The 22,841-nt window shown below is 64.7% G+C and carries 18 protein-coding genes and 1 riboswitch; of the genes, 4 read left to right on the plus strand and 14 right to left on the minus strand.

Translation table 11 applies throughout. The annotated features are described in order from the left end of the window. Positions 1-3: 3 nt before the first annotated feature. Genes bcsB through bcsG form a run of 5 tightly spaced genes read right to left on the minus strand, consistent with a single transcriptional unit; the run spans position 4 to position 7,334 of the window. Positions 4-2,229, minus strand: a complete 2,226-nt coding sequence (gene bcsB / locus AB5Y64_RS18675) for a cellulose biosynthesis cyclic di-GMP-binding regulatory protein BcsB (protein ID WP_081844101.1) — start codon at positions 2,227-2,229, stop codon at positions 4-6. After that, a complete protein-coding gene (gene bcsA, locus AB5Y64_RS18680; RefSeq protein WP_319894443.1) occupies positions 2,226-4,793 on the minus strand; it encodes a UDP-forming cellulose synthase catalytic subunit in 2,568 nt (855 codons plus the stop codon). Before bcsA ends, bcsB begins: the two co-directional genes overlap by 4 nt. Next, positions 4,790-5,452, minus strand: a complete 663-nt coding sequence (bcsQ, locus tag AB5Y64_RS18685; RefSeq protein ID WP_113069629.1) for a cellulose biosynthesis protein BcsQ — start codon at positions 5,450-5,452, stop codon at positions 4,790-4,792. Before bcsQ ends, bcsA begins: the two co-directional genes overlap by 4 nt. Then, positions 5,449-5,673, minus strand: coding sequence for a cellulose biosynthesis protein BcsR (bcsR, locus tag AB5Y64_RS18690; RefSeq protein WP_010672842.1), 225 nt, complete (start codon positions 5,671-5,673; stop codon positions 5,449-5,451). The genes bcsQ and bcsR overlap by 4 nt, the downstream gene beginning before the upstream one ends. Before the next feature lie 14 nt (positions 5,674-5,687). Next, on the minus strand, positions 5,688-7,334 hold the full coding sequence (gene bcsG, locus AB5Y64_RS18695) for a cellulose biosynthesis protein BcsG (RefSeq protein ID WP_335829570.1): 1,647 nt from the start codon (positions 7,332-7,334) through the stop codon (positions 5,688-5,690). A 393-nt stretch (positions 7,335-7,727) separates the two neighbouring features. On the opposite strand from bcsG, the gene AB5Y64_RS18700 reads away from it, so the two are divergent. Further along, a complete protein-coding gene (locus AB5Y64_RS18700; protein WP_113069628.1) occupies positions 7,728-8,924 on the plus strand; it encodes an amino acid aminotransferase in 1,197 nt (398 codons plus the stop codon). 58 nt (positions 8,925-8,982) lie between these two features. Further along, entirely contained in the window at positions 8,983-9,915 is a 933-nt protein-coding gene (locus AB5Y64_RS18705; RefSeq protein ID WP_103858055.1) for a LysR family transcriptional regulator, read from the plus strand. Positions 9,916-9,931: 16 nt separating this feature from the next. On the opposite strand, the gene AB5Y64_RS18710 is transcribed toward AB5Y64_RS18705, so the two are convergent. The 7 genes from AB5Y64_RS18710 to AB5Y64_RS18740 all read right to left on the minus strand — a co-directional run bounded on the left by AB5Y64_RS18710 (position 9,932) and on the right by AB5Y64_RS18740 (position 16,806). Further along, positions 9,932-10,255 carry a DUF1820 family protein gene (locus AB5Y64_RS18710; protein ID WP_010672837.1) on the minus strand — a complete coding sequence of 108 codons (324 nt, stop codon included), beginning with the start codon at positions 10,253-10,255 and terminating at the stop codon, positions 9,932-9,934. 117 nt (positions 10,256-10,372) lie between these two features. Beyond that, a complete protein-coding gene (locus AB5Y64_RS18715) occupies positions 10,373-11,221 on the minus strand; it encodes a YjjW family glycine radical enzyme activase (protein ID WP_368204335.1) in 849 nt (282 codons plus the stop codon). Positions 11,222-11,258: 37 nt separating this feature from the next. Further along, entirely contained in the window at positions 11,259-12,785 is a 1,527-nt protein-coding gene (locus tag AB5Y64_RS18720; RefSeq protein ID WP_368204330.1) for a YjjI family glycine radical enzyme, read from the minus strand. 122 nt (positions 12,786-12,907) lie between these two features. Beyond that, positions 12,908-13,243, minus strand: a complete 336-nt coding sequence (locus AB5Y64_RS18725; RefSeq protein ID WP_049635961.1) for an AzlD domain-containing protein — start codon at positions 13,241-13,243, stop codon at positions 12,908-12,910. Positions 13,244-13,245: 2 nt separating this feature from the next. Next, positions 13,246-13,959: an AzlC family ABC transporter permease gene (locus tag AB5Y64_RS18730; protein ID WP_049635962.1), complete on the minus strand. Its 714-nt coding sequence runs from the start codon at positions 13,957-13,959 to the stop codon at positions 13,246-13,248. A gap of 121 nt (positions 13,960-14,080) precedes the next feature. Then, positions 14,081-14,557, minus strand: coding sequence for a murein L,D-transpeptidase family protein (locus tag AB5Y64_RS18735; RefSeq protein ID WP_029313677.1), 477 nt, complete (start codon positions 14,555-14,557; stop codon positions 14,081-14,083). 398 nt (positions 14,558-14,955) lie between these two features. Further along, a complete protein-coding gene (locus tag AB5Y64_RS18740; protein ID WP_161469991.1) occupies positions 14,956-16,806 on the minus strand; it encodes a M3 family metallopeptidase in 1,851 nt (616 codons plus the stop codon). A gap of 294 nt (positions 16,807-17,100) precedes the next feature. On the opposite strand from AB5Y64_RS18740, the gene AB5Y64_RS18745 reads away from it, so the two are divergent. Both AB5Y64_RS18745 and gbpA read left to right on the plus strand, forming a co-directional pair. Continuing rightward, complete coding sequence (locus AB5Y64_RS18745; protein ID WP_143238089.1) at positions 17,101-18,780, plus strand: methyl-accepting chemotaxis protein; 1,680 nt, start codon at positions 17,101-17,103, stop codon at positions 18,778-18,780. A 229-nt stretch (positions 18,781-19,009) separates the two neighbouring features. Then, a riboswitch (cyclic di-GMP riboswitch) is annotated at positions 19,010-19,095 on the plus strand. A 60-nt stretch (positions 19,096-19,155) separates the two neighbouring features. Further along, complete coding sequence (gene gbpA, locus AB5Y64_RS18750; RefSeq protein ID WP_368204332.1) at positions 19,156-20,577, plus strand: N-acetylglucosamine-binding protein GbpA; 1,422 nt, start codon at positions 19,156-19,158, stop codon at positions 20,575-20,577. A gap of 111 nt (positions 20,578-20,688) precedes the next feature. Here gbpA and cbl read toward each other — a convergent pair whose 3' ends face one another. After that, positions 20,689-21,636, minus strand: a complete 948-nt coding sequence (cbl, locus tag AB5Y64_RS18755) for an HTH-type transcriptional regulator Cbl (protein ID WP_043156146.1) — start codon at positions 21,634-21,636, stop codon at positions 20,689-20,691. A gap of 116 nt (positions 21,637-21,752) precedes the next feature. Beyond that, complete coding sequence (locus AB5Y64_RS18760) at positions 21,753-22,820, minus strand: sulfate/molybdate ABC transporter ATP-binding protein (RefSeq protein WP_010672827.1); 1,068 nt, start codon at positions 22,818-22,820, stop codon at positions 21,753-21,755. Positions 22,821-22,841: the final 21 nt, after the last annotated feature.

Consider the following 22,841-nt stretch of genomic DNA (forward strand, 5'->3'; position numbering starts at 1 on the left):
ATCTTAATCTTCCTTCAGACGGCGGCGGCTGGCACTGGCAAGCAACACCCGCAGGCCCCAGCCCAGTACCAGCATGCAGAGCAGGGTCAGCCCGGCAAGACGCACCGGATAACGGGCAAACAGTTGCCAGAGACGCTCCCACCACGGCAGGTAGCCCACCTCGTAGCGATCCCCCACCACCAGGCTCTTCACCCCGGATTCCCGGATGATGGCCACCGAGCCCGCCACCTGATCGCGCAGGGTACGGGTCTGCAGAGCCTCATTGAGCAATGTGACCCCCGCCGGTCCATCCGCCAGCAAGGCCACCAGGCTGCGCTGATCATGGGTCGGCGATTGCAGCCCCAGGATGACGGCGATGGCCCGGTTGCCCGTCATGCCCACCCGGGCCTGGGGCTGGCGATCGGCCATGGTGTGCAGCAGATCCCCCTTGTGCTGGCGGGTTGGCTCGTTGACCCAGCTGCGCGTGGATTGCAGCAGGGCGTCGGGAGCCAGATCCCCTCGAAACTCCTCCGGCAGGGTGCCAATGAGCAGGGTATCCCGATCCGCGGTGCGCGCCCGCTCCCAGTCGTCCAGAACCTGCAGGGAGAGCGCCGGATACCCGGTCTCGGCCCCGATGGCACCGACGGCATCGAGCAAGGTGGTGATCTGCCCGGGATGGGGTCTGGCCGGCATGACAATCTGGGTGTCGGCGAGATCCGCCATCCTGCTGAACGGGAAGCCGGCATAGGCGAACGCCTTGAGGTCGGGCATCTCGATGAAGTGGCGATAGCCGGTGAAGTCGATGGTGGAGCCCTCGTCGATGCGCACCTGATGGGCAGGCGGCATCACCAGGTCGCAACGGCCATCCTCCGTCCCTCCCATGTATTGCTGGGCATACTCGAACGAGAAGCTCAGGCTGTTGGCCTGGGTGGTCTTGAGCCCGGGCATGCGCAGCGCCATGGTGTCGCCGTCGTCGGCAAACCAGAGCGGCAGGGTCAGCAACCGCTCACTCTTGACCTCGCCGGGCTCGAGCGTGAACGACTTCATGAGCTGGCCGTTGACCGCCACATCCAGCCGGGAACCGTCGCGCAGGGTGGGCGAGGTGTGGTGATACTTCAGCTCCGTCCTGATGCCGTTCTCCCCCAGTAGATAGAGATCCGGCGGCAGGCGCAGCGTCATGCTCATGGGCCACAGCGTGCGCCCCGTTGCCTGCAACTGGCCCGGGTACTCCGTGAGCTCGTCAAAGCGCATCTTGCGATCCAGTCGCACCCAGTTCGGGGCGTCGTAGGGTTGACGCGGGGAGAGCGGCTTCACCTCGTCCACCATGACGCTCTGGCCACGCAGCATGACATCGCCTCGCGCCAGCCCCTGCACCGCCGTCAGCAGATCCTGCTGATCCCGCCCCAGGATCAGCAGCAGCTTCACATAGGGGTTGTCGGGGGAGCTGATCATGTCGATGGTGGGCCCCTTCACCTCGGGATAGTCCACCAGGAAATCGGGGCGCGCGTCATTGGTGGCAAAGATCACTGCGTTGCGATCCGGCAACTGGTTGATGAGCACAGGGAAATGCTGGCCCCGCCACTGGGCCTTGGTGCCGAACCAGGAGGCCAGCACCGCCGCCGCCTGCTGCTGCTCCGGGGGCACTGAGCCCGTGAACACCATGGGCAGAGTCAGCTTGCCATTGTCCCGCACGTCGAGGAACGGCATGGGGAAGAAGGAGAGCTCGTTGCGCACCGGCAGGGTCTGCAACTGCAGGGTCAGCTTGCTGTCCCGGTTGACGTTGAGCCAGAGGGTATCGCTCGCCGGGTTCTCGCACACTTTCCGATAGTGGCCGACGAAGCTCACCTTGAGGCGGTTGAAATCCTTGGCATAGCGGGGATCCAGCTCGATGCTGGCATGGGTCATCGTCCCCATCTGATCCTGGTTGAGGGCCGTCACCCCCATCAGCTCGTCATTGAGATAGACCTTGACCTGGGAGATGAGCGGCAGCAGGGAGGGCGATGGCGTGAAGTTCAGGTCCAGGGTGGCCCGGGTCACCACCTCGTCCCGCCGTACGGTGAAGTCGGCCAGTCCGTCTGGCGCATTGCCGCGCAGGGAGAGGGTGCCTGGCGATGATGCCATCTGTTCGAAGCTCATCCCCTGGGTGCGCACCGGAGCGGGAACGGGCGGCAGGGGGCCGACGGCCTCGGCGGCGGTCGCACCCTGAGCCATCAGCAGGAGAGGAATAAGGTAGCGTTGTGGTTTCATCATCCTTTCACTGTCTGTGAGGTCGGAGTCCCGGCCCGGAAATCTGGGGAGACGCGACGGGGAACGAAGGAGAGGAGCCAGCGAGCCAGCTTCTCGAGGAGGATACAAACAAAGCCGATGGGTGAGGTACGGGCCAGACGCCAGTAAGCCCCCCAGCCGAGCAGGGTAATGTCGAGCAGGCTGTGGAGGGGGCGATCCTTGCCCAGACGCTGCTGCCACAGGGACCAGGTATCGGCCCGGGCGAAGGTGCACTGGATGAACTCGACATGCTGCGCCTGCGCCATGGGCTCCAGCTCCAGCCCCAGCTTGCAGCCGAACACCCGCTGCACCTTGGCGGCGAACGCCTGCTCCCGCTGGTCATGGCGCAGCAGCAACCAGACCCTCTCCTTGTCGGCCAGGGGCAGGGGCGCCTCGAGCAGCACCCCGACCCCCCCGTTGGAGTAATCCCTGACGGTACAGGGGTAGAGGTGACCGTTCGCCAGCCTGATAGCCGCCGGCATCACCATCTCCACCCTGGGGTTGGCACGGACCTGCCGCGACTCGAAGGCCACCGCCAGGGCGCCGCCCAGTATGGTCATGTTGTAGAGGGTCCAGATCATGCTGAGGATCAGGGTCGGCACCTCGTCGGCAGGGCCGGTGCCGATGCGCCAGAGGCCGAACCCCAGCCCGCACAGATTGAGCAGGATCAGCAGCAGATAGGGGCGGGAGACCGACAGATCGAGGAACACCTCCTCCGTCATCCCCCCCTTGGCGGTCACGTTGAACGTCCCCTTGTGGGGTGCAAAGAGCGCCACCGTGGTCGGCCTGGCAATGTACCAGGCCAGCACCGTCTCATAGACCTCGCCCCAGAAGGAGTGGCGCACCTTGCCCTGCAACCGGGAGTTGGTCAGGGCGCTGTGGAAGATGTGAGGCAACATGTAGAGGGCGATGGCCGCCGCCGGGGCATAGATGATGTAGGCGTGCAGGATCAGGAAGGCGAGCGGCGCCGTCAGGAAGATGAGCCTCGGTATGCCCGAGAGGAAGTGCAGCATGGCATTGAAGTAGCACAGCCGCTGCCCCAGCTTGAGCCCCTTGCCGAAGAGGGGGTTGTCCAGACGCAGGATCTGCACCATGCCGCGCGCCCACCGGATGCGCTGACCGATGTGGGCAGAGAGGCTTTCGGTGGCCAGTCCCGCCGCCAGCGGGATCCGGATATAGGCCGAGGTGTAGCCGAGGCGGTGCAGCCGCAGGGAGGTGTGGGCATCCTCGGTGACCGTCTCCACCGCGATGCCACCGATCTCGTCAAGGGCAGTGCGCTTGATGACGGCGCAAGAGCCGCAGAAGAAGCTGGCGTCCCACATGTCGTTGCCATCCTGCACCAGGCCGTAGAAGAGAGCCCCCTCGTTCGGCATCTTGCGAAACCGTTGCAGGTTGTGTTCGAACGGATCGGCGGAGAAGAAGTGGTGGGGGGTCTGGACCACGCCCAGACGGGGATCCCGGTAGAACCAGCCCACCGTCATCTGCAGGAAGGAGCGGGTCGGCAGGTGGTCACAGTCGAAGATGGCGACCAGATCCCCGGTGGCCATCTTGAGGGCGTGATTGATGTTGCCCGCCTTGGCGTGCTCATGGGTCGACCGGGCCACATAGCGGATCCCCGCCTCCTCGGCGAAATCGCGAAACGCCGCCCGCCCCCCGTCGTCAAGCAGCCAGATGGTCAGCTTGTCGGCGGGCCAGTCGAGCCCTATGGCGGCGTAGACAGTCCCCTTCACGATGGCGAGATCCTCGTTGTAGGTGGGGATCATCAGATCCACGCTGGGCCACTGGGCCGGATCCGCCGGCAGTTGTGCCGGGGGGCGGTGCAGGGGCCATGCGGTCTGCCAGTAGCCGAGCAGCAGCACCAGCCAGGCATAGGTCTCGGCGGCCAGCAGCAGCAGGCCACAGGCCAGGCTGACGGGATCGAACCAGTCGAGGGTCGAGGTGTAGCGCCACCAGATGTAGCGGCAGGAGATGGTGAGGGAGAGCACCATCATCATCAGCATGGGATAACGGCCCGGCACGGCGCGCAGGATGAAGGCCATGGCCGCCAGCAGGAGGACGAACACCAGCTGCGCCTGCAGGGTGAACGGCTGGGTGACGCAGAGCAGGGAGAGGCTCCCGGCCACCACGCAGAGCAGCACGCTCTTCCAGCGTGCCTCGCGGGGCGTGGCCCTGGCGGCGGCCAGCCCTTTCTCCTCCTGGCGGGCCAGGAAGGCGCCGAGAGTCTGTGTGCCCCAGTGCCAGATCCGCTGCCAGGAGGCAGGCCAGCGCAGGGGGATGGGCTGTGGGCGACGCACTATCATCCAGAGGCTCTGCAACAGAACGCGCAGGGGATCCCCCACCCGGGGGTGCGTCAGCTGGGGATAGAGCCCCCGGGCATGGCCCAGCACCCATTGCCAGCCATGACGCTCGAGGGGGAAGAGAGCCCAGGCCAGCAGCCAGCCCAGGGTCAATGCGGCCGCCCCCGGGCGGGAAGCCCCCCGCTCACGCAGTGCGCGATAGCGCTGCGAGCACCAGAGGCCCGCAGCCGGCGTCAGCAGCCGCACTCTCATCGGGGGGCCTCCCCCTCTGCCAGACACCAGGTCGCCAGGGCGGCCAGCTCGTGGGCAACCAGACTGGTGGGCGCATAGCGGCCGACCGGCAGCTTGGCGGCCATGGCCTCCGCCATGGCTTCGTCCCTGTGCAGATGAAGATTGAGCAGAGGGAGCCCCCCTGCCAGCCAGAGATCCAGCAACCCCTGCTGCAGGGCCCGCTGGCTGGAGAACTGGGTCACCAGCAGACGCTCATCGTCCGCCCAGGAGTGGCGGTGAAGCCGCACATGGCAGTTGGCATCCGCATTGACCACCAGCAAGCGCCTGCAGGGGATGACGGGGGCCATGCCCCGGGGCAGATCCAGCAGCACCAGATCATAGCCATCGATCCCCGCCAGCCACTCGGCCGACGCCCCCTCCCCCCCGCCATGGGAGAGCAGATCCAGTCCCTCCTCCCGGCGGTGAAGCGCACCTCGCCACTCCCGCGCCGGCTGGGTCAGCCGACTCCAGCCTCCTGGATCGTCATGGGGCAGGCCAAGGTGGATGCCAAGCTGGTTGTCCGGGCAGAGATCCACCGCCAGCACCCTTGCCCCCTGCTCATGGGCAGCCTGGGCAAGCCCCGCCACGATGGCGGTGGTCCCCACACCTCCCCGGATCCCCTGCAGGGCGATCACCTTCATGCAGACCTCCCCTCGCCAGTCCCCTCGGGCCCTTTCACCGCCACCTCCGCCAGCAGGGGGAAGCGTGCGCACAAGGCGGCGAGCCGCTCCCTGGCGGCAATATCCTGGTAGGAGAGGCTGACACCAAAGGCCTGCTGGACCATGGCCACGTCATTGATTACCGTGCCCTCCACCGGGACGCCGAAGGGGGTCTGCATGTCTGATTGCCGTTCGCTGCGCATCGTCACCTCCGGTCTCATTGGGGATAGGGGACCCAGTCCCCCTGCCCCAGCTTGATGTGGTACTTGCCCTGATATTCGATCACCACCGAGCCCTGGTTCTCGGACACCGACGGGGTCTGCGGCAGGTCGCCCAGCAGGGCATCCCAATCGATGGTCTCGCTCCCGAACACATCCTTCCCCACCAGCCTGGAGACCAGTTCTGATACCGCCAGGAAGCTGCTGGGGGTGTCCACGCTGCGGGTCGCCTCGTGGGGCGCCTTGGTACCGAGCAGGGCAACCCCCACCAGCACCTGGGTGATGCTCGGGCTGGGAATGTCCCGCAGCCCGGCCATCTGCATCTTGTCGCCGGTGAGAGCGGCGCCGTGCTCAGGCACCATCACCACGGCCACCTTGCGGCCGGATTGCTCCAACGTCGTCATGAAGTCGTCCAGCTGATCCAGCAGGGTCTTGAGCCTCGCCTTGTAGGGCGCTATCTGGCGGCTCGCCACATAGCGGTTGCCATCGTGCAGGGCGATGAGGTTGAAGAAGGTGACGTTGCGTGCCGCCTGACTCTGTGTCCGCTCGTTCAGCCAGCGGCCGAACAGGGCATCCCCGCGATAGATGGGCTCGCCATCGAAGGAGGCGAGGTCATGGGCCAGCCCCTTCTTGTCCATGGGGGTCACATCCAGCCCGGCATACTGCTGCAGGCCGGTCAGGTAGTTGCCAAAATCCCCCGAGTGATCCATGGCCACCTGTTTGGCAAAGCCGAGCTGGGCCAGGTTCTCGAACAGCAGACACTGCTTCGGCGCCGTCACATAGAGCCCCTGGTGGCTGGTCTGCCCGCAACTGGCCCGCAGCAGGCGAATGGAGCTCGGGCCGCTGTAGGAGGTGGCGGAGTTGAAGCGGTTGAAGCGAATGTCGAAGTGGGACCAGACCGGGTGCCCGGTCAGGCCGCTCGCCTCCACGTCACGCCAGGCCAGGGAGCAGACATTGATGATGAGCACATCGAAGGGGGTCGCCTGGGCTGGCAGGCTCTCCGGGAAGTGCACCAGCCTCTCCTGCTCCTCCCGATAGAAGTCATCGAGATAGGCGTTGAGGTTCTCGTTGGGCGGCGGGGCACTCTGGTCAAGCTGCTCCTCCATGGGCAGCACTGAGGGGCGGGTCTCCTCCCGGGGCGTGTTCAGGGCGTGCTCGCTCGTCCCCTTGCTGCTCGCGAAGGGATTGCTCACCTGGGGCGAGACCCAGAGCCAGAGCAGCGCCAGCAGGATACAGGGGGTGAAGCGCAACCACTGGGCGATGAACAGATAGAGCGTCAGCAGCACGAACCCCGCGCCGACCATCTCCCAATTGATGAAACGCCCGAGCAGCTCAGCCCAGTAATCCAGGGTGAAGGAGAAGACCTGGCTACCCTGGGCACGAATGCTCTCTATCCCCGGCAACCAGGTATCGTGATAGAAGATCCCCGCCCCCACCGGCAACGCCAGCCAGTGCCGCGCACGGCGCCACCCGGCCCTTGGCAGGGGAAAGATCAGGAAGGCGGCAAACACCAGGTTGATCAGGGGGTGGAAGTTGAGATATCCCCCCCAGAGCAGGGCGAACTTGGCAAGAAAATAGACATTCCAGCCACCCAGGCCGTGCCAGTCCAGCCAGGGGGAATCGGCATCAGAAACATGTCGGGTCATCGGCGATGAGTCACCTGTTATCGTGGGCCCCCAGAAGGGGCCGGGCACACTGCAATGGTTGTCAAAAGAATAGCCTGACTATTATGCAACTATTTCTTTTGTCTCAGGCGGCGCCGAACCTGGCTCCCCCGGATGGGTGGGAGGGGAATGAGAGGGGCCGTATGCATCCATATATTATCCAAACGATGCCGATAAGGCAGCCTTCTCTGACAAAATGGGGGGAACGTGCAGACGGGATGCAGGATCCTGGCAAGGGCCCCGCATTCACCACTGCGACAGACTTTGTCAGCCCTGTCGCCATCTCGAACAACTTGAGGCCACCTCTGGATTGCGCCATCATATCGGCCCGGCTGATGGCCGGCCGAATTGGACAGTCAACTTCAAGGACCCCCCATGTTTGAACACGTCGATGCCTATGCTGGCGACCCCATACTGACGCTAGTCGAAACCTTCCACAAAGATACCCGCGAGCAGAAGGTCAACCTGGGGATCGGCCTCTATTACGACGAGCAGGGCCGCATTCCGCTGCTGCCGTCGGTGCAGCAGGCCGAAGCGCAGCGCGCCGCCGCCCCGGCCCCGCGCCCCTACCAGCCGATGGAAGGCGCCGCCAACTACCGTACCGCGGTGCAGCACCTGCTGTTCGGTGCCGACCACGAAGCGGTCAAGGCGGGTCGCATCGCCACCATCCAGACCATCGGCGGCTCCGGCGCGCTGAAGATCGGCGCCGATCTGCTCAAGCGCTACTTCCCGACCTCCGAGGTGTGGGTCAGCAATCCCACCTGGGACAACCACAAGGCGATGTTCGAGGGGGCCGGCATCAAGGTGCACGACTACCCCTATTACGATGCGGCCACCGGCGGCGTGCAGTTCGACGCCATGATCGACTGCCTGAGCAGCCTGCCAGCGAAAAGCATCGTGCTGCTGCACCCCTGCTGCCACAACCCGACCGGGGTGGATCTCTCCCGTGCCCAGTGGGACCAGGTGATCGCCCTGGTGGTCGAGAAGAACCTGATCCCCTTCATGGACATCGCCTATCAGGGCTTCGGTGACGGGCTGGAAGAGGATGCCTACGCCATTCGTGCCATGGTGGCCGCCGGCGTCAGCTTCTTCGTCAGCAACTCCTTCTCCAAGAACCTCTCCTTCTACGGCGAGCGCTGCGGCGGCCTGTCGGTCATCTGCCAGGATGCCGAAGAGGCGGGCCGGGTGTTGGGCCAGATGAAGGCCACCGTGCGCCGCAACTACTCCAGCCCCCCCACCCACGGCGGTCAGATCACTGCGGCGGTAATGAGCCAGCCCGAACTGCACGCCATGTGGGTCGGTGAGGTGACCGAGATGCGCACCCGCATCAAGGCCATGCGCCAGAAGCTGTTCGAGGTGCTGAGTGCCAAGGTGCCGGGCCGCGATTTTGGCTACTTCATCAACCAACGCGGCATGTTCAGCTACACCGGCTTCACGCCGGAGCAGGTGGACCGCCTTCGGGAAGAGTTCGCCGTCTATCTGGTGCGCTCCGGTCGCATGTGCGTGGCGGGCCTCAACAGCCGCAACGTCGACTACGTGGCCGACGCCATGGCCGCCGTGCTCAAGGGCTAAGCCCGCAAGCCCCGCTCAGGCGGGGCTTTTCATTTGTCCCCTTGCCCGTGGAACCGTGATGGATCTCATTGCCCTCTCCCGCCTCGGCGGTCGCCACCTGGTGACCCTGCATCTGCTGCTCGACACCCGCAGCGTGACCCGCAGCGCCGAGCGCCTCTGCACCACCCCCTCCACCGTCAGCAAGACCCTCAACCAGTTGCGCGAACTGCTGGGGGATCAACTGCTCTACCGCCAGGGCAACCAGTTGCTGCTGACCCCGTTTGCCGAGCGCCTCGGCCCGACGCTGCGCCGCCTGCTGGGGGAGCTCAACGGCCTCACCAGCCAGGAAGGATTTGCCCCTGCCAACTGGCAGGGGGAGCTGAACCTGGCGATGCGGGAGAGCAGCATGATCTGGCCCATGGGAGCCGTACTGGGTCAGTTGATGCAGGAGGTGCCGGGGCTGATGCCCGTCGTGCGTAACAAGGACGAGCAGGGACTGGCTGCTCTGGCGGCGGGCAAGCTCGACTTCGTGATCCTGCCCCACGATCAGAGCCAGCCCGGGGTCAATCAGCCCGGCCTCGTCTGGGAAACCTTGCGGGAGGACGAGCTGGTCTGCCTGATGCGCGCGGATCATCCGGCGTTGACGCGCCCCTGGGATCTCGATGCCTACCTGAGCTGGCGCCATATCGCCATTCGCGATCAGGAGCTGGCCGACCCCTTCTTCGAGCAGAGTCTGGCCCAGCGCCAGGTACGGCGCAGACTGGGGGTCACCCTGCCGGATTTTGGCAGCGCCGCCGCCCTGCTGCGCCAGAGCGATCTCATTCTCACGGCCGTGAAGGGCTGGGCTACCCGGGCTTGTACCCAGGGGCTGGTGAGCCGCCCTGTCCCCTTCGATTACGGCGCCGTGACCCACAGCCTGGTGTGGTATGGCCCCCTGGGGGAAGATCCCGCACTGCGCTGGTTCCGTCAGCGCATCCTGCAACTGGCCCGGGAGCTGGACGCCCCAAAATGATGCCTGGCCGCAGGAATCAGGGCTTCTTGGTATAGATGGGGCCTGGGAAAGAGGTGACGTTGTTGCCCAGCTCGGTGATGCGGGCGGCCCCCTGCTTGCGCACCTGATCGACCCGCAGCACGTGGTGCATGGGAATAAGGGTGCGGGTGACGTCGGCAAATTCGCTCTTCAGCTTCTCGTGGCTGGGGTCGACGATGAGTGCCGTGTGGTTGTCCCACACGAAGTGGGCGATCTCGATGAAGCCGAACAGCTGGCCCTGATTCACCTCTCTTACATAGACTTCGTAACGCTCGCTGTGACAAATGAACTGCACTCGATAAAGGGCGTTGGATTCACTCATGGGTATCTGTTGGTGATGGACGGTTTGCCCATTCTAGCCGTCCCCTCGGACAGCCCCTATAGACAGAGTTCACAGTTGCGTCATATCGGGTCACAGCATCCCTACGTGCCGCAGAGCTCAGATCGCAGGCAGCATCACCGACCCAAACCCCTTGGCCTTCAATGCGTTGGCCAGCACTGTCAGGTCAGCCGACCCGGCTTCTGGCCATGACAGCGCCTCCCCTCGCACCCCGTGGTGGCGAAAGCCGTTGAGGCGGATGGGCACGGGCCCCAGCGACAGCAAAAAGGTCGTCAACGCCTCCTCCAGCGCGCCGGTGGCATCGAGAAAATCGCTCCGCCCCGGCACCATCAGCAGCCGCACCTCCGCCAGCTTGCCCGCCTGCGCCAGCAGTTGCAGCGATACCAGCACCCGCTCGCGGCCCCGCCCGGTCAGGGCCAGATGCACGGGCTCGTGCCACCCCTTGAGGTCTATCATGGCGCCGTCCAGCACCGGCAACAGCCGCTGCCAACCCGTTTCACCCAGGGATCCGTTGCTGTCGAGCAGGCAGGTGAGACGGGCCAGATCCGGCGCAGCCTTGATGGCCGTGAACAGGGCGATCACGAAGGGCAACTGGGTGGTCGCCTCCCCGCCGGAGACGGTGATGCCGGTGAGCAGCGGGCCATAACGGCGCAGCAGGGCCAGCACCTCGGCCACCGACATCTGGCGCGTCTTGGGGCTGGCGTGGCGAGGGCAGACATCGAGGCAACGGTCGCAGTGGGTACAAAGCTCGGCTTGCCAGCTCACCCGCCCCTCCTGCATCGCCAGGGCTCTGCCCGGGCAACCGGGCACGCAGTCACCGCAGTGATCGCACAACCCCATGGTGTGGGGGTTGTGGCAGCCGGGGCAGCGGAAGTTGCAGCCCTGCAAAAACAGCACCAGCCGGTTGCCGGGGCCGTCCACGCAGGAGAAGGGCAGCCAGCGGCTCACCGTCGCCCTGAACTCGGCCCCCTTCTGCCTGCCGTTCTCAGTGTTCATTCAAGAGGGTCTCGATAGCCACCACCCGCGGTGCCCGCTGGCGGATCTCGGTCAGCTCGCTCGCCTCGGCGCCGAGGCAGGTGGTCTGCAGCCGCGAGCCTTCTGCCGCGAAGCGGGCCACGTCGCTCTTGCGGATCATATAGCCGGTCACCCGCACCAGATCGCTGTCCGCCACGTTGGCACTGAATTCGCGCATGCCGAGGGCGAAGGCCCCCTTGCAGAGCTGCAGCAGCGCCTGAGGGTTCTGGCGTATGGTGGGATCCAGGGTCAGGATCTCGCTGATCCCGGAGTGATAAAAGTCGTGGTGGGGCGCCAGAGCCAGCAGGTGACTGGCGGGATCCGGCTCCTCGCCATAGGGGATCCGAACCCCCGGAGTCACGCCCCTGTCCACGCTGAGTCCCCCCTGGGAGTGGAGCAGGGCGCGGCCGCCCCAGGCATGGGTCTGGCCCCTCCTGGCCACCCATTCGGAGAGGCGAGCCGAGATGCGATAGCCAAGCTGGTTGGCCTCATCGTCATGGCCATAGCGCCACGGCAAGCCTCCCTTCTCCATCAGCAGGTTCACCGCCTCCGCCATGCCAAAGATGCCGAACATGGGGACGAAACGCGCCTCCTCTATCAGCCCCTCCTCCACCAGGAAGCTGTCGAAGAAACCCGACTCCCGGTGCAGGAAAGCGGCGCGCGCCTCGATGAGCCGCGAGGCCTGCTCGCAGTAGTGAGGCAGTGTGCGCGCCATGAAATCCTCAACCCCTGCGCTCTGCCCGGCCACGCCCTTGAGGGAGAGGCGCACCAGGGTATTGGCACCGCCCCCCAGGGGCAGAGCGTTGTAGCAACTGACGATGCCAAAGCCGCGTTCGTCGAAGGTGTCCCTGTGAAGCGGATAGTTGACAATGTGGGGCTTGCTGCAGGCCGAGATGTTCTCGACTCCTTGCAGCAACAGGCTGTCCGGGGTCTGCACCGGGTCGTGGAACAGGCTGAGATTCGGCGTCACCTGCTGGAGTTCCCTGTCAATGTGCAGGATCAGCCGGCAGATCCGGTTGTCATCGGGGCCGATGTTGACGTGCATGAAGGCATCCGGCAGCACTCGATCCAGGTAGATCCAGAAGGCCTTCAGCTTGCGATGGAGCGTTTCATCATCCAGCTCACCGACGAAGGGCAGCAGCAGGTGATCGAGGCGCCCCAGCCAGACCGGCATGCCGGTGACGGAGGGCACGTGATGGTAGAGGATGCGCAGGGCATCGAGGGCCTCGTCGAAGTCCAGGGGTGGCGCCAGCTCCAGCCAGGCCGAGCCCTGTCGCAGAAACCGCGCGTAATCCGGCAGCACGTAGCGCGGTTTGTGGGGAGCGTGTCCCTCGAACATGTCGCACAGCACCCCTTGTGCCATGGCATCCTGCACGGCGGCAGGCAACTCGGGGTAAGGCAACGCGTTTTCGGCGGCGAGCGCCAGGGCCCGACCCTTCTGGGCCGGTGAGAGCAGAGGGTCGCGCACGATGCGCTGGCAGGTTTCGGTGAAGGACATGGTTCACTCCGTGGCGGGTGGAACCAAAATCCTCACACTTGGGAGGTCTTTTTTGAAGTGACATTCCCAACAGGGCGGATATCCCATCAAGACATCCGCCATGCCGGATCAGGGCACGCCCTTCACCAGGGCCAGAACAGGGCCACGCCCCCCAGCCAGCGCAGCAGGAAGAAGCCCCCCATGCCGACGACCACCACCACCAGGGTAGGCAGGCGCAGCAGGGTCAGCACCGTCACCAGCAGGGTGGCGGCCAGGTAGTCCGGATCCCAGTCCAGCCCGCGGCCGGGCTCATAGCTGAAGACGATGGGCAGCCAGATGGCGGTCAGCACCGACTGGGCCGAGAAGCTGAGGAAAGCCCCCATTTCGGCCCCCGGCTGATAGCGGGTCAACCGCGAGAAGAAGGCAAAACGGTTGAAGAAAGTGATCAGAGCCAGCAGCCCTATCATCAGCCAGCCCATGATCACCTCCTCATCCGGTGCAGCACATAGCCCACCACCATGCCGGCCAGGGCCGAGACGATGATGTGGATCTCCGCCAGCAGCGGCTTGGTGACGAGCGCCGTCCCGCCGCTCACCAGGGTGGCCGCCACCATGGGCAGGTTCTTCATGGCGGGGAGCGTCATGGCGATAAAGGTGGCGGCGATGGCAAAATCCAGCCCCATCTTGTCCAGCCCGTCAATGTACTGGCCGGCGGCGATGCCGAGCAGGGTCGCCAGGTTCCAGAACAGATAGAAGACAAAGCCCGCGATGAGCGCATAGGCGGGATTGAAGGCGCCGCTGCGCTCCCTGTCTTTCAGCGCCACCGCAAACATCTCGTCGGTCAGGAAGAAGGCGAGACTGGCCCGCCAGCGCAGGGAGAGCGGCAGCACGTCGCGCCGGAAGGTGAAGCCATAGAGCAGATGCTGGGAGGTGATCACCATGGTGGAGCCCATGATGGGCAGCAGCGGCGTCCCCGCCCCGAACAAGGTGGTGGCCGAGAGCTGGGCCGCCCCCGCATAGACCAGCAGCGACATCAGCTGTGCCTGGAGCGGGCTCATACCCGCCTGAAGCGCCAGGGCGCCACACAGTATTCCCCAGGGGATGACGGAAATGGAGAGCGGGAGCATATCCAGGGTGGCACGCCACCAGAGCGCCCCCGTGCGCTCGGGCACAGGGAGGCGGGTTTCCGACATCATGGGATCATCCTTGTCACAGCCAATGCGAACCGGAAAAACTAACACGGCGCAGGAGGCAGTGTCACGTCATGGTCTGCGACAAATGCAACGCCCGCATGAGAGCGGGCGTTGGCAGACAGGATCAGGGCTCGATGATGATGGGGGTGCCGGGCTCGATGGCGTTCCAGATCTCGTCCATCTCGTGGTTCAGCACCGCGATGCAGCCATTGGTCCAGTTGGACGGCTGCACCCTGCGATCCCCCAGGCTGTTGCGCTGGCCGTGGATCATGATCATGCCGCCCGGGTTCACACCCAGCTCGTTGGCGCGCTTGATGTCGTCCAGATTCGGGTAGTTGATGTGAATGGCCTTGTAGAAACCGGAGTTGCTCTTCTTGTAGTCCAGGGTATAGCGACCTTCCGGGGTACGCTGATCCCCTTCACGCTGCTTGTGTCCCTTGGGAGCCGGGCCCAGGGCAATCCAGTAGCGCTTCACTTCCTTGCCATCCTTCATCAGGGTCAGGCTGTAACTCGACTTCTTCACCACCACCATATCGGCGGACAGAGTGGCAAAACTCAACGCGGGCCACAGCCCCAGCAAACACAGCAATACGGCTCTCACTATCCATCCCTCTGCGAGCCTTCTGGGCTCTCTTGTTAGCAAATCATCTGAATGCCGCCACCCTCTGGTGGCGAGCGAGCGCCATGATATGGGATCGCCGTGAATACTCAATATATCGGGAGAAACATATCTGTGGCCAGCAGGGGGAAATGGCCGTCAGCCCGCCATGCAGACACCCTGCCAAGGGCAGGGCGTCGCCTCTTGCCAGCAACCGGGCGCCTCAGCGCAGGTCGTCAAGGCCAGGAAGATGGCGCAGGAAGAAAAACCAGCGGGCAGCGCCGTCAAGGACACTTGAGCCTGTCCACCAGCCAATCCAAGGCTGGCGCCATGGGGTCAGGTCATCTCAACCCACAAAAAAGAGCCCCTGATGGGGCTCTTTTCATGGTGCGACACAGGGCTCAGGCCAGGGTCACTGGTTCAGCGGTCTCAAGGCGCCGGATCCAGGCCTCGAACTCTGCCAGCATGCGCGCCTCGGACTCGCTGTTGTCGGCGATGAGCTCGGCCCCGTGTACCACCCGGATATGGGCGTCGAGGGGCGTTCCCTCCCCTGCCGGTGGGCGCTGCCGCGCGGCCGCCATGCATGCTTGCGCCTGTTGCCACGCCTCGGCGGCACTCCGGTTGCACGCCTCTGCCAGCGGCACCGCACTGAACCCCTCGCCGGTGAGGCTCTGCAGTGTCTCGTCGTGGGTCATGCCGTTGCCCGGTCCCCAGTAGTGGGCGGCCAGATCCGGCCCGATGCGCGGGTTGTCGGTGAGATAGCCGTCGCGCCTCAGGAAATAGGCGCGGGTCTGCTCCACCGCCATCAGCGCCAGCAGATAGCCGTGATAGGCGCAGGCCGACTCCTGGTTCAGAAGGTGCGGGATGGCCAGCAGCGGGCGCGGGCTATCCACCCCCAGGATCTTGCGCTCCCACCTGCGGGCCAGGGCCAGCACGGCTGCCGGGGTGCGCTCGTTCTCTGTCATGGCATAGAGATCCCGCTCGAAGTAGGCCACCAGCGCGATCTGGCGCTCGTTGAAGGCGCGAAATGGCTGGCGCGCTTCAATCATGGCCTGGATAAGCGCATCGGGGATGGGTTCTCCCGCCGCGTTTCTGGCGTAGCGCTTGAGCCAGTCCGCGTCGTCCAGCAGGCTGTCGCAGAACATGGACTGGGTCTCGGCATAGGCCATGGAGGTGGGCGGAAACTCCTGGGAGAAGCAGGGCGCGTTGCCGGTGACGTTGGCAAAGTGCGCCGCGTGGCCTCCCTCGTGGAACAGGGTGTTGAGCCCGCTCCAGCCGCTGCCCACCTGGGCCGGATTGGCCAGGCTGGTGAAATTGACCACCGCCGGCACCCACTCCCCATCCTGCCAGAAGCTCGGCACCGGGCCGTGACAGAAGCCGTTCTCGTATTTTCCCTCCCGGGTCAGCAGATCCAGGGTGAGGGTGGCACCGCGGTACTGGATGCCGAGCCGGCGGAAACTCTCGACCCAATCCTTCAGCGCCCGGGAGAAGGGCACGTAAGGGTCGAGCTGGCGGGTCACGTCACCACTCACGCTGTAGCGCAGGTTGTGGGGCAGCAGGGCTGCTTCCCCCTTGGCCGCTTTCAGCTCCGCCAGACTCTGGTGCAAGCGGGCATCGGTGCGGGCGATGAAGTCGTCAAGAATGGCAAACAGCTGCTCCGGGCTCATCTGCTCGTTCTTGTGCACCTTGTAATCGAAGTAGTCGCGATAGCCCATGGCACGGGCAAAGCGGTTGCGCAGCGCGACGATGGCCAGATAGCCGTTGCCGACCACCCACTGCTCCAGGGTCTGGAACATGGCGAGCGCGCTCTGGCGCACCGCCTCGTCGCTGCTGGCGGCCAGCGCCGTGCTGGCGGCGGGCAGACTGCCGGGCACCTGGCGGCCCTGCTCGTCCAGCAAGGTGAGCTTCAACCCCTTGCGACGGGTGAAGAGATCCGCCTCGGCGGCCACCAGCTCGTCCATCAGGGCGGAGGCACCGGGATCTTCGATGACGTTGCACTCGAAGAAGGCGATCCAGCCCCCCAGGCCGCGCCTGAGATCCGCCTCTTCGGCCTGGGCATGCATCTCCCGCAGCACCGGCAGGCGGGCAGGATCGGCACAGAACGCCTTGTAGGCCTGTTCGGCCGCGGTGAAGCCTGCCTGATCGTCGCTGGTGCCCATGTAGGTGGACCAGAACAGGTCCTCCTTGCGTCTGTGCACCTGCAGGTAATCGGCATTGAGCTGGTTGAGATAATTCCTGGCAATGGAACTCATAACTTCCCTCTTGTTATGGGGCGACCACGGGGCGCCCACTCCTTTTTGGTGAAATGCCAACCCATTCACACTTCTTGCAAATTGAGCAGACAAATTGTGCGCCGGGATGCGCGCCATCACGCTATCAAAAGCGAGGGTTTCTGTCTGCTGGCTATACTGGTTGTCAAACTGCTCAATTGGCTGTTTTCCACCGCAACCCATTGAAAGTTAATGATATGTTAAAAATAATAACAATCAGGTCCGGCCGGCAGTTCGGCCACAGTCAGACCCGCATGGGAAAGTAAGGATAAGACTATGTTCAAGCTCGGTGATATTCCCGTGAGTCGCAAGCTGATGCTGCTGCTCTCACTGGCCCTGGTCGGCTTCATCGCACTGCTGCTCATCTCGGCCAGTGCCCTGCACCGCAATCTGATGAGTGAACGGGAAGCCAGGCTGCAGGCGGTGCTGGATCTGGCCATGAGCCGGATCCAGGCCCTGGCCGCCACCCTCCCCCCGGAGCAGGCCAAGGCACAGGCCAAGGCCATGCTCGACAGCATGCGCTTTGACGGGGACAACTACCTGTTCGTGCTGGATGAAGATCGTCGGGTGGTGGTGCATCCCGCCAAACCCGAGCTGGTCGGCCAGCAGATGGGCAACAACCCTGCCGAGTCCCACTGGCAGCACATGGTGGATCTCGGCAAGGGCGGCCACCAGGGCAGGCTGGAGTATCAGTGGGTCTCCCCGTCCGGCGAGGCGGCCCAGAAGATGTCGCTGGTGACGGGCTACCAGCCCTGGGGCTGGATCCTGGGCTCCGGTGTGTTGTTGCAGGACATTGAGGCCACCATGTGGTCCCAATATGAGTGGATGGGTGGCGCCACCTTGCTGGTGATCCTGTTGATGGGGCTGCTGGGACTCGCCATCAGCCGCTCCATCGTCAATCCCCTGGCCGAGATCAACAAGGCCATGGCCCGGGTCGCGGCCGGCGATCTGGTGGTCAGCATCCCGGTGCTGGGCAGGGATGAGCTCGGCGCCGTCGCCAGCTCCACCAACCAGGGGCTGGATGCCATCCGCCGCGCCCTGCTGGAGGCGAGCCAGGGGGCCCGCAACGTGGCGGATGCCGCCCTGCGCATCGCAGCCTCCGCCGAACAGACCAACCAGGCGGTCAACAGTCAGCGGGATCAGCTCGCCCAGCTCGCCACCGCCATGAACGAGATGAGCGCCACCATCGCCGACGTGGCGGGTCACGCAGAGAATACGGCCCGCGACACCCAGGATGCCACCAGCGAGGCCGGGCTCGGCAACCAGGATGTCCATGCCAGCGTGCACGGCATCCAGGCGCTGGCCACCGAGGTGGATCAGGCCACCTCGCAGGTCAACCAGCTCAAGGAGGGTGTGATGCAGATAAGCGAGGTGACGGCGGTCATCAGCGCCATCTCGGAGCAGACCAACCTGCTGGCCCTCAACGCCGCCATCGAGGCGGCCCGGGCCGGCGAGCAGGGCCGTGGCTTCGCCGTGGTGGCCGACGAGGTGCGCCAGCTGGCCAGTCGCACCCGCCACTCCACCGAGGAGATCCAGAGTACCATCACCCAGTTGCAGCAACGGGCTGTCACCGCCGCCAACGCCATGGACGCCAGCCGCAAGCTGGCGGAGAGCAGCGTCAACCAGTCCGAGAAGGCGGGGCAGGATCTCTCCCTCATCGTCAATCACATCCAGCACGTGAGCGACATGGCGACCCAGATCGCCACGGCGGCGGAGCAGCAGAGCATGGTGGCGGAAGACATGAACCGCAACGTCAGCGGCATCAACGACTCGGCGCTCGAGATGTCCCAGGCGGCCACCCAGCTGGCCCAGGAGAGCGAACTGCTGGCCGGTCTCTCCCGAAGCCTCGACGAGCGACTGGCGGTGTTCAAGCTGGACAACGCCCAAGCCCAGGACAGGATGATGCGACCGACCCAGGCGTCCTCTTCCCGAGCAGGCATGCAACCCCGCCACTGAGTGGCCCCATGAGCCCCTGCCAGGCTTGCAGGGGCTCCTTTCCTGTCATGGCCACGGGAGCCTCTCCCGGGCCACCCTCTCGCACTGAACCAGCGCGCAGATCCCGACGGAGCGATCTGCCGCTGATGCGCTGCTCCGATGAGACGGCACTGTCAATTTTTACACTTAATTTTTTAACAAAATATAGCCATGATGGGTGGTCGCCACAGGCGGCACCATGATCCTTTCTGTAGTCATTTGGCAAACTGGTTGAAAGGCCAGGACGCAAAGCCTCCGGTCTAAAGACAAGCTGTCCAGGATAGCGGGGTTGCAGCACCGTGTTTCGGGGAACTCCCCTGCCAACGTGACTGCCCACATCACCGAACAGAGGAATGTATGGCAGCAAATATCCGACTCACCCATCTCGCGGCAGCGCTGGCGCTGCTGGCCAGTGGCGGCGTGCTCGCTCACGGCTACATCAGCCAGCCCGAAGGGCGCAACTACCTGTGCAAGACAGGGGGCAACATCCAGTGTGGCGCCATCCAGTGGGAACCCCAGAGCCTGGAAGCCCCCTCCGGCTTCCCCGATGGCGGCCCCGCCGACGGCCAGATAGCCTCGGCCGGTCACCCCCAATTCGGCGAGCTCAACACCCAGACCCTCGATCGCTGGACCAAGCGTGAGGTGCAGGCCGGTCCCTTCGCCATCAGCTGGACCTTCACCGCCAACCACGTGACCCGCAACTGGCGCTACTACCTCACCAAGCAGGACTGGAACCCGAACCAGCCCCTCACCCGGGATGCGTTCGATCTCAATCCCTTCTGCGTCATCGATGGCAACATGGTGCAGCCCCCCAAACAGGTGACCCATCAGTGCACCCTGCCCCCGCGTACCGGTTATCAGGTCATTCTCGGGGTGTGGGAGGTAGGGGATACCGCCAACAGCTTCTACAACCTGATCGACGCCCGGTTCAAGGATGGCACCCAGCCACCGCTGACCTGGAGCCAGGGAGGGACCATCTATCCCTCCATCGACCTGGTGGCGGGTGACAAAGCCAGAACCCGGGTGTTCGATGCCAATGGCGAGCGCACCGATCTCCAGACCGAGCTGACCATCGCCAACGCCGGGCAGGGCCAGAAGAACAACTGGGCCCACGCCCTGGCGAGCAAGATCAACGCCGAGCAGAGCCAGATCCGTGCAGGCCAGCAAGGTACGGACGGCCAGTTCAACCCCGTCTATGGCCAGAACCCGGTCTACCTCAAGGCTGGCAGCAACCTGCAACGGGTCGAGATCCAGCTTGAGCAACAGCAGCCCCCGGTGGAGAACGGGATCAGCGTGAGCGGTCTGGCGAGCGACTACACGCTCGACAACGGCAAGCTCACCCTGATGTTCACCGTCACGGCCCAGGGGGATCTCGCCATCACCAACACCCTCTATGACCACGGCGGTGTCGCCAGAGGGCAGAGCAGTGCCGACATCAAGGACGGCAGCCAGAGTTTCTCCATGGCACTGACCGGCTTGAGTGCAGGCCACCACCAGCTGGTGATCGAGGGCAAACCCAAGGCCGGTGGTGACGCGGTGCAGCAGACCCTGGACCTCATGTTCAAGGATCCGGCAAGCGGGGGCGATTACCAGTTCACCTTCCCGGACGGCCTCAAGTCCTACACCGCCGGAACCCGGGTGCTGCAGCCGAAGAACGGCAAGGTCTATCAGTGCAAACCCTTCCCCTACAGCTGCTGGTGCAGCCAGTGGGCGAGCACGGCCACCCAGTATGAACCGGGCGTAGGCTCCCACTGGCAGGAGGCCTGGACAGCGCAGTGATGGGACGTATCCGACCTGGCGGGAACCCGCTCGGCGTTTCCCGTGCCAGATCAGGTCAACATCAAACAAACGGGGAGCACATGGCTCCCCGTTTTTCATCCATCCCTCGGTTCAGATCTGATAGTCGAGCAGGGGTTCGTTGCTCATGGCGCGGGCCTGGATCTCCGCCAGCGCCAGATCGGGGTTGCAGAGCTGGATGAACTGCCAGGCAAAGTTGTGCTGGAACTGCCCCTGCTTGAGGCCAATCCAGGCGGTGTGCGGCGCAAACAACCGACTGCCGTCCAGTTGCACCAGTCCCTTGTCCCGCTGGGAATCGAACGCCATGTCCGCCAGTATGCCCACCCCCATCTCCAGCTCGACATAGGTCTTGATGACGTCTGAGTCCTGGGCGGTCAGCAGGATCTGCGGCACTATACCCGCCTCGGCAAAGGCATCATCCACCCGTGCCCGACCGGTGAGGCCGGCCTGATAGGTGACGATGGGCCAGTGGGCCAGAGCGGCCAGGGTCAGCTCCCGCTCGGCGGTGAGAGGGTGCTGCTCCGGCACGACGATATTGTGGTGCCAGCGGTAGTAGGGAAAGGCCACCACCCCTTCGCTCTTGTCGAGCTGCTCGCTGCTGATGCCGATGTCCACCTCGCCGGTCTGCACCAGCCGCACTATCTCCTCCGGGCTTCCCTGACGCAGCTCCAGCTGTACCAGGGGAAATTGCTCCCGAAACGCCTTCACTACCCTCGGCAGGGCATAACGGGCCTGGGTATGAGTGGTCGCGATGAGCAGCCGGCCCGAGTCGCGATTGGCAAAGGTGCTCGCCAGTTTGCGGATGTTGTCGGCATCCCCAAGGATACGCTCGGCGATCACCAGCAACTCCTTGCCCGGCTCGGTCATGCCGAGCAGACGCTTGCCATAGCGAATGAAGAGGGCGAGCCCCAGCTCCTCCTCCAACTCGCGAATGTGGCGGCTGACCCCGGACTGGGACGTAAAGAGGGCATTGGCCACGTCGGTCAGGTTGTAATCCCGCCGTGCCGCCTCCCGAATGATTCGCAATTGCTGAAAGTTCACCTCATCGCCTCCTGCGCTGAGTGGCGGTGGCTCGTGCCACCGTCCTCTTGTTATGGATTGCCGGGATCATAGCCCGGCAGCAAGCCTGAAAGAGGGCCGCACCTCGCGGCTTGCCCTCAGATCTGGTAGTCGGGATAGAGCTGTGCCTGCCTGGCCACCAGACGCACCCCCTGGCCGGGGGCAAAGGCCCGGGCGGCCTCCTTGCTCAGTTCGGCCTCGTAGTGGGCGCCTCCCGTCTCCCCATCGCCACGAAGTTCCACTCGAATGCGCGGCCCCATTGGCAGCAGGCGGGTAATGGTGGCGCGAATGCCACCGGGGGCATCCGAGGGCAGGATCTCCAGCTCGTGGGGGCGCACATAGGCGATGGCCGCACTCCCTTCTGCCAGATGGGAGGGGATGGGGCCACCCAGTTGCTGTTCACCGATGCCGAGCCCCTGCCCGGCCACCCTGCCACGAAAGAGGTTTACGCTGCCAAGGAAGCTGTGCACGAAGGCACTGGCGGGCTGATCATACACTTCGGCAGGGGTGCCAATCTGCTCTACCTTGCCGGCGTTCATCAGCACCACCCGGTCCGCCACCTCCAGGGCCTCTTCCTGATCGTGGGTGACGAACAGACTGGTGACATGCAGCTCGTCGTGAAGCTCACGCAGCCAGCGGCGCAGCTCCTTGCGCACCTGGGCATCGAGGGCGCCGAAAGGCTCGTCCAGCAGCAGCACCTTGGGCTGCACCGCCAGGGCCCGGGCCAGGGCGACCCGCTGGCGCTGACCACCGGAGAGCTGGGTCGGGTAGCGTGCCGCGACGTGGCTGAGCTGCACCAGATCCAGCAGCTCCTTGACCCGGGTGCGGATGGCCGCCTCGTCCGGGCGTTCGCTGCGCGGCTTGACCCTCAGGCCAAAGGCCACGTTCTCGAATACCGTCATGTGGCGAAACAGGGCGTAGTGCTGGAACACGAAGCCAACGTTGCGCTCGCGCACATGGAGATCCGAGGCATCCTCGCCGCGGATGATGACGCTGCCACTGTCCGCCTGCTCCAGCCCGGCAATGATCCGCAGCAAGGTGGTCTTGCCGCAGCCGGAGGGGCCGAGCAGGGCGACCAGCTCACCGTCGTGAAAATCGAGGTTGATGTCGGCCAGCGCCGCGTACTGATTGAAATGCTTGTTGAGCCCTTGAACCTGAATGCTCATGAATGCCTCTCCTATAACCGT

This window comes from Aeromonas sp. R5-1 (assembly GCF_040908265.1).
Lineage (GTDB): Bacteria > Pseudomonadota > Gammaproteobacteria > Enterobacterales > Aeromonadaceae > Aeromonas > Aeromonas caviae.

Bases quoted from the DNA above. Each gene is read 5' to 3' on its own strand.
- bcsB (WP_081844101.1), bottom strand. From the start codon at position 2,229: ATGATGAAACCACAACGCTACCTTATTCCTCTCCTGCTGATGGCTCAG.
- bcsA (WP_319894443.1), bottom strand. From the start codon at position 4,793: ATGAGAGTGCGGCTGCTGACGCCGGCTGCGGGCCTCTGGTGCTCGCAG.
- bcsQ (WP_113069629.1), bottom strand. From the start codon at position 5,452: ATGAAGGTGATCGCCCTGCAGGGGATCCGGGGAGGTGTGGGGACCACC.
- bcsR (WP_010672842.1), bottom strand. From the start codon at position 5,673: ATGCGCAGCGAACGGCAATCAGACATGCAGACCCCCTTCGGCGTCCCG.
- bcsG (WP_335829570.1), bottom strand. From the start codon at position 7,334: ATGACCCGACATGTTTCTGATGCCGATTCCCCCTGGCTGGACTGGCAC.
- AB5Y64_RS18700 (WP_113069628.1), top strand. From the start codon at position 7,728: ATGTTTGAACACGTCGATGCCTATGCTGGCGACCCCATACTGACGCTA.
- AB5Y64_RS18705 (WP_103858055.1), top strand. From the start codon at position 8,983: ATGGATCTCATTGCCCTCTCCCGCCTCGGCGGTCGCCACCTGGTGACC.
- AB5Y64_RS18710 (WP_010672837.1), bottom strand. From the start codon at position 10,255: ATGAGTGAATCCAACGCCCTTTATCGAGTGCAGTTCATTTGTCACAGC.
- AB5Y64_RS18720 (WP_368204330.1), bottom strand. From the start codon at position 12,785: ATGTCCTTCACCGAAACCTGCCAGCGCATCGTGCGCGACCCTCTGCTC.
- AB5Y64_RS18725 (WP_049635961.1), bottom strand. From the start codon at position 13,243: ATGGGCTGGCTGATGATAGGGCTGCTGGCTCTGATCACTTTCTTCAAC.
- AB5Y64_RS18730 (WP_049635962.1), bottom strand. From the start codon at position 13,959: ATGATGTCGGAAACCCGCCTCCCTGTGCCCGAGCGCACGGGGGCGCTC.
- AB5Y64_RS18740 (WP_161469991.1), bottom strand. From the start codon at position 16,806: ATGAGTTCCATTGCCAGGAATTATCTCAACCAGCTCAATGCCGATTAC.
- AB5Y64_RS18745 (WP_143238089.1), top strand. From the start codon at position 17,101: ATGTTCAAGCTCGGTGATATTCCCGTGAGTCGCAAGCTGATGCTGCTG.
- gbpA (WP_368204332.1), top strand. From the start codon at position 19,156: ATGGCAGCAAATATCCGACTCACCCATCTCGCGGCAGCGCTGGCGCTG.
- AB5Y64_RS18760 (WP_010672827.1), bottom strand. From the start codon at position 22,820: ATGAGCATTCAGGTTCAAGGGCTCAACAAGCATTTCAATCAGTACGCG.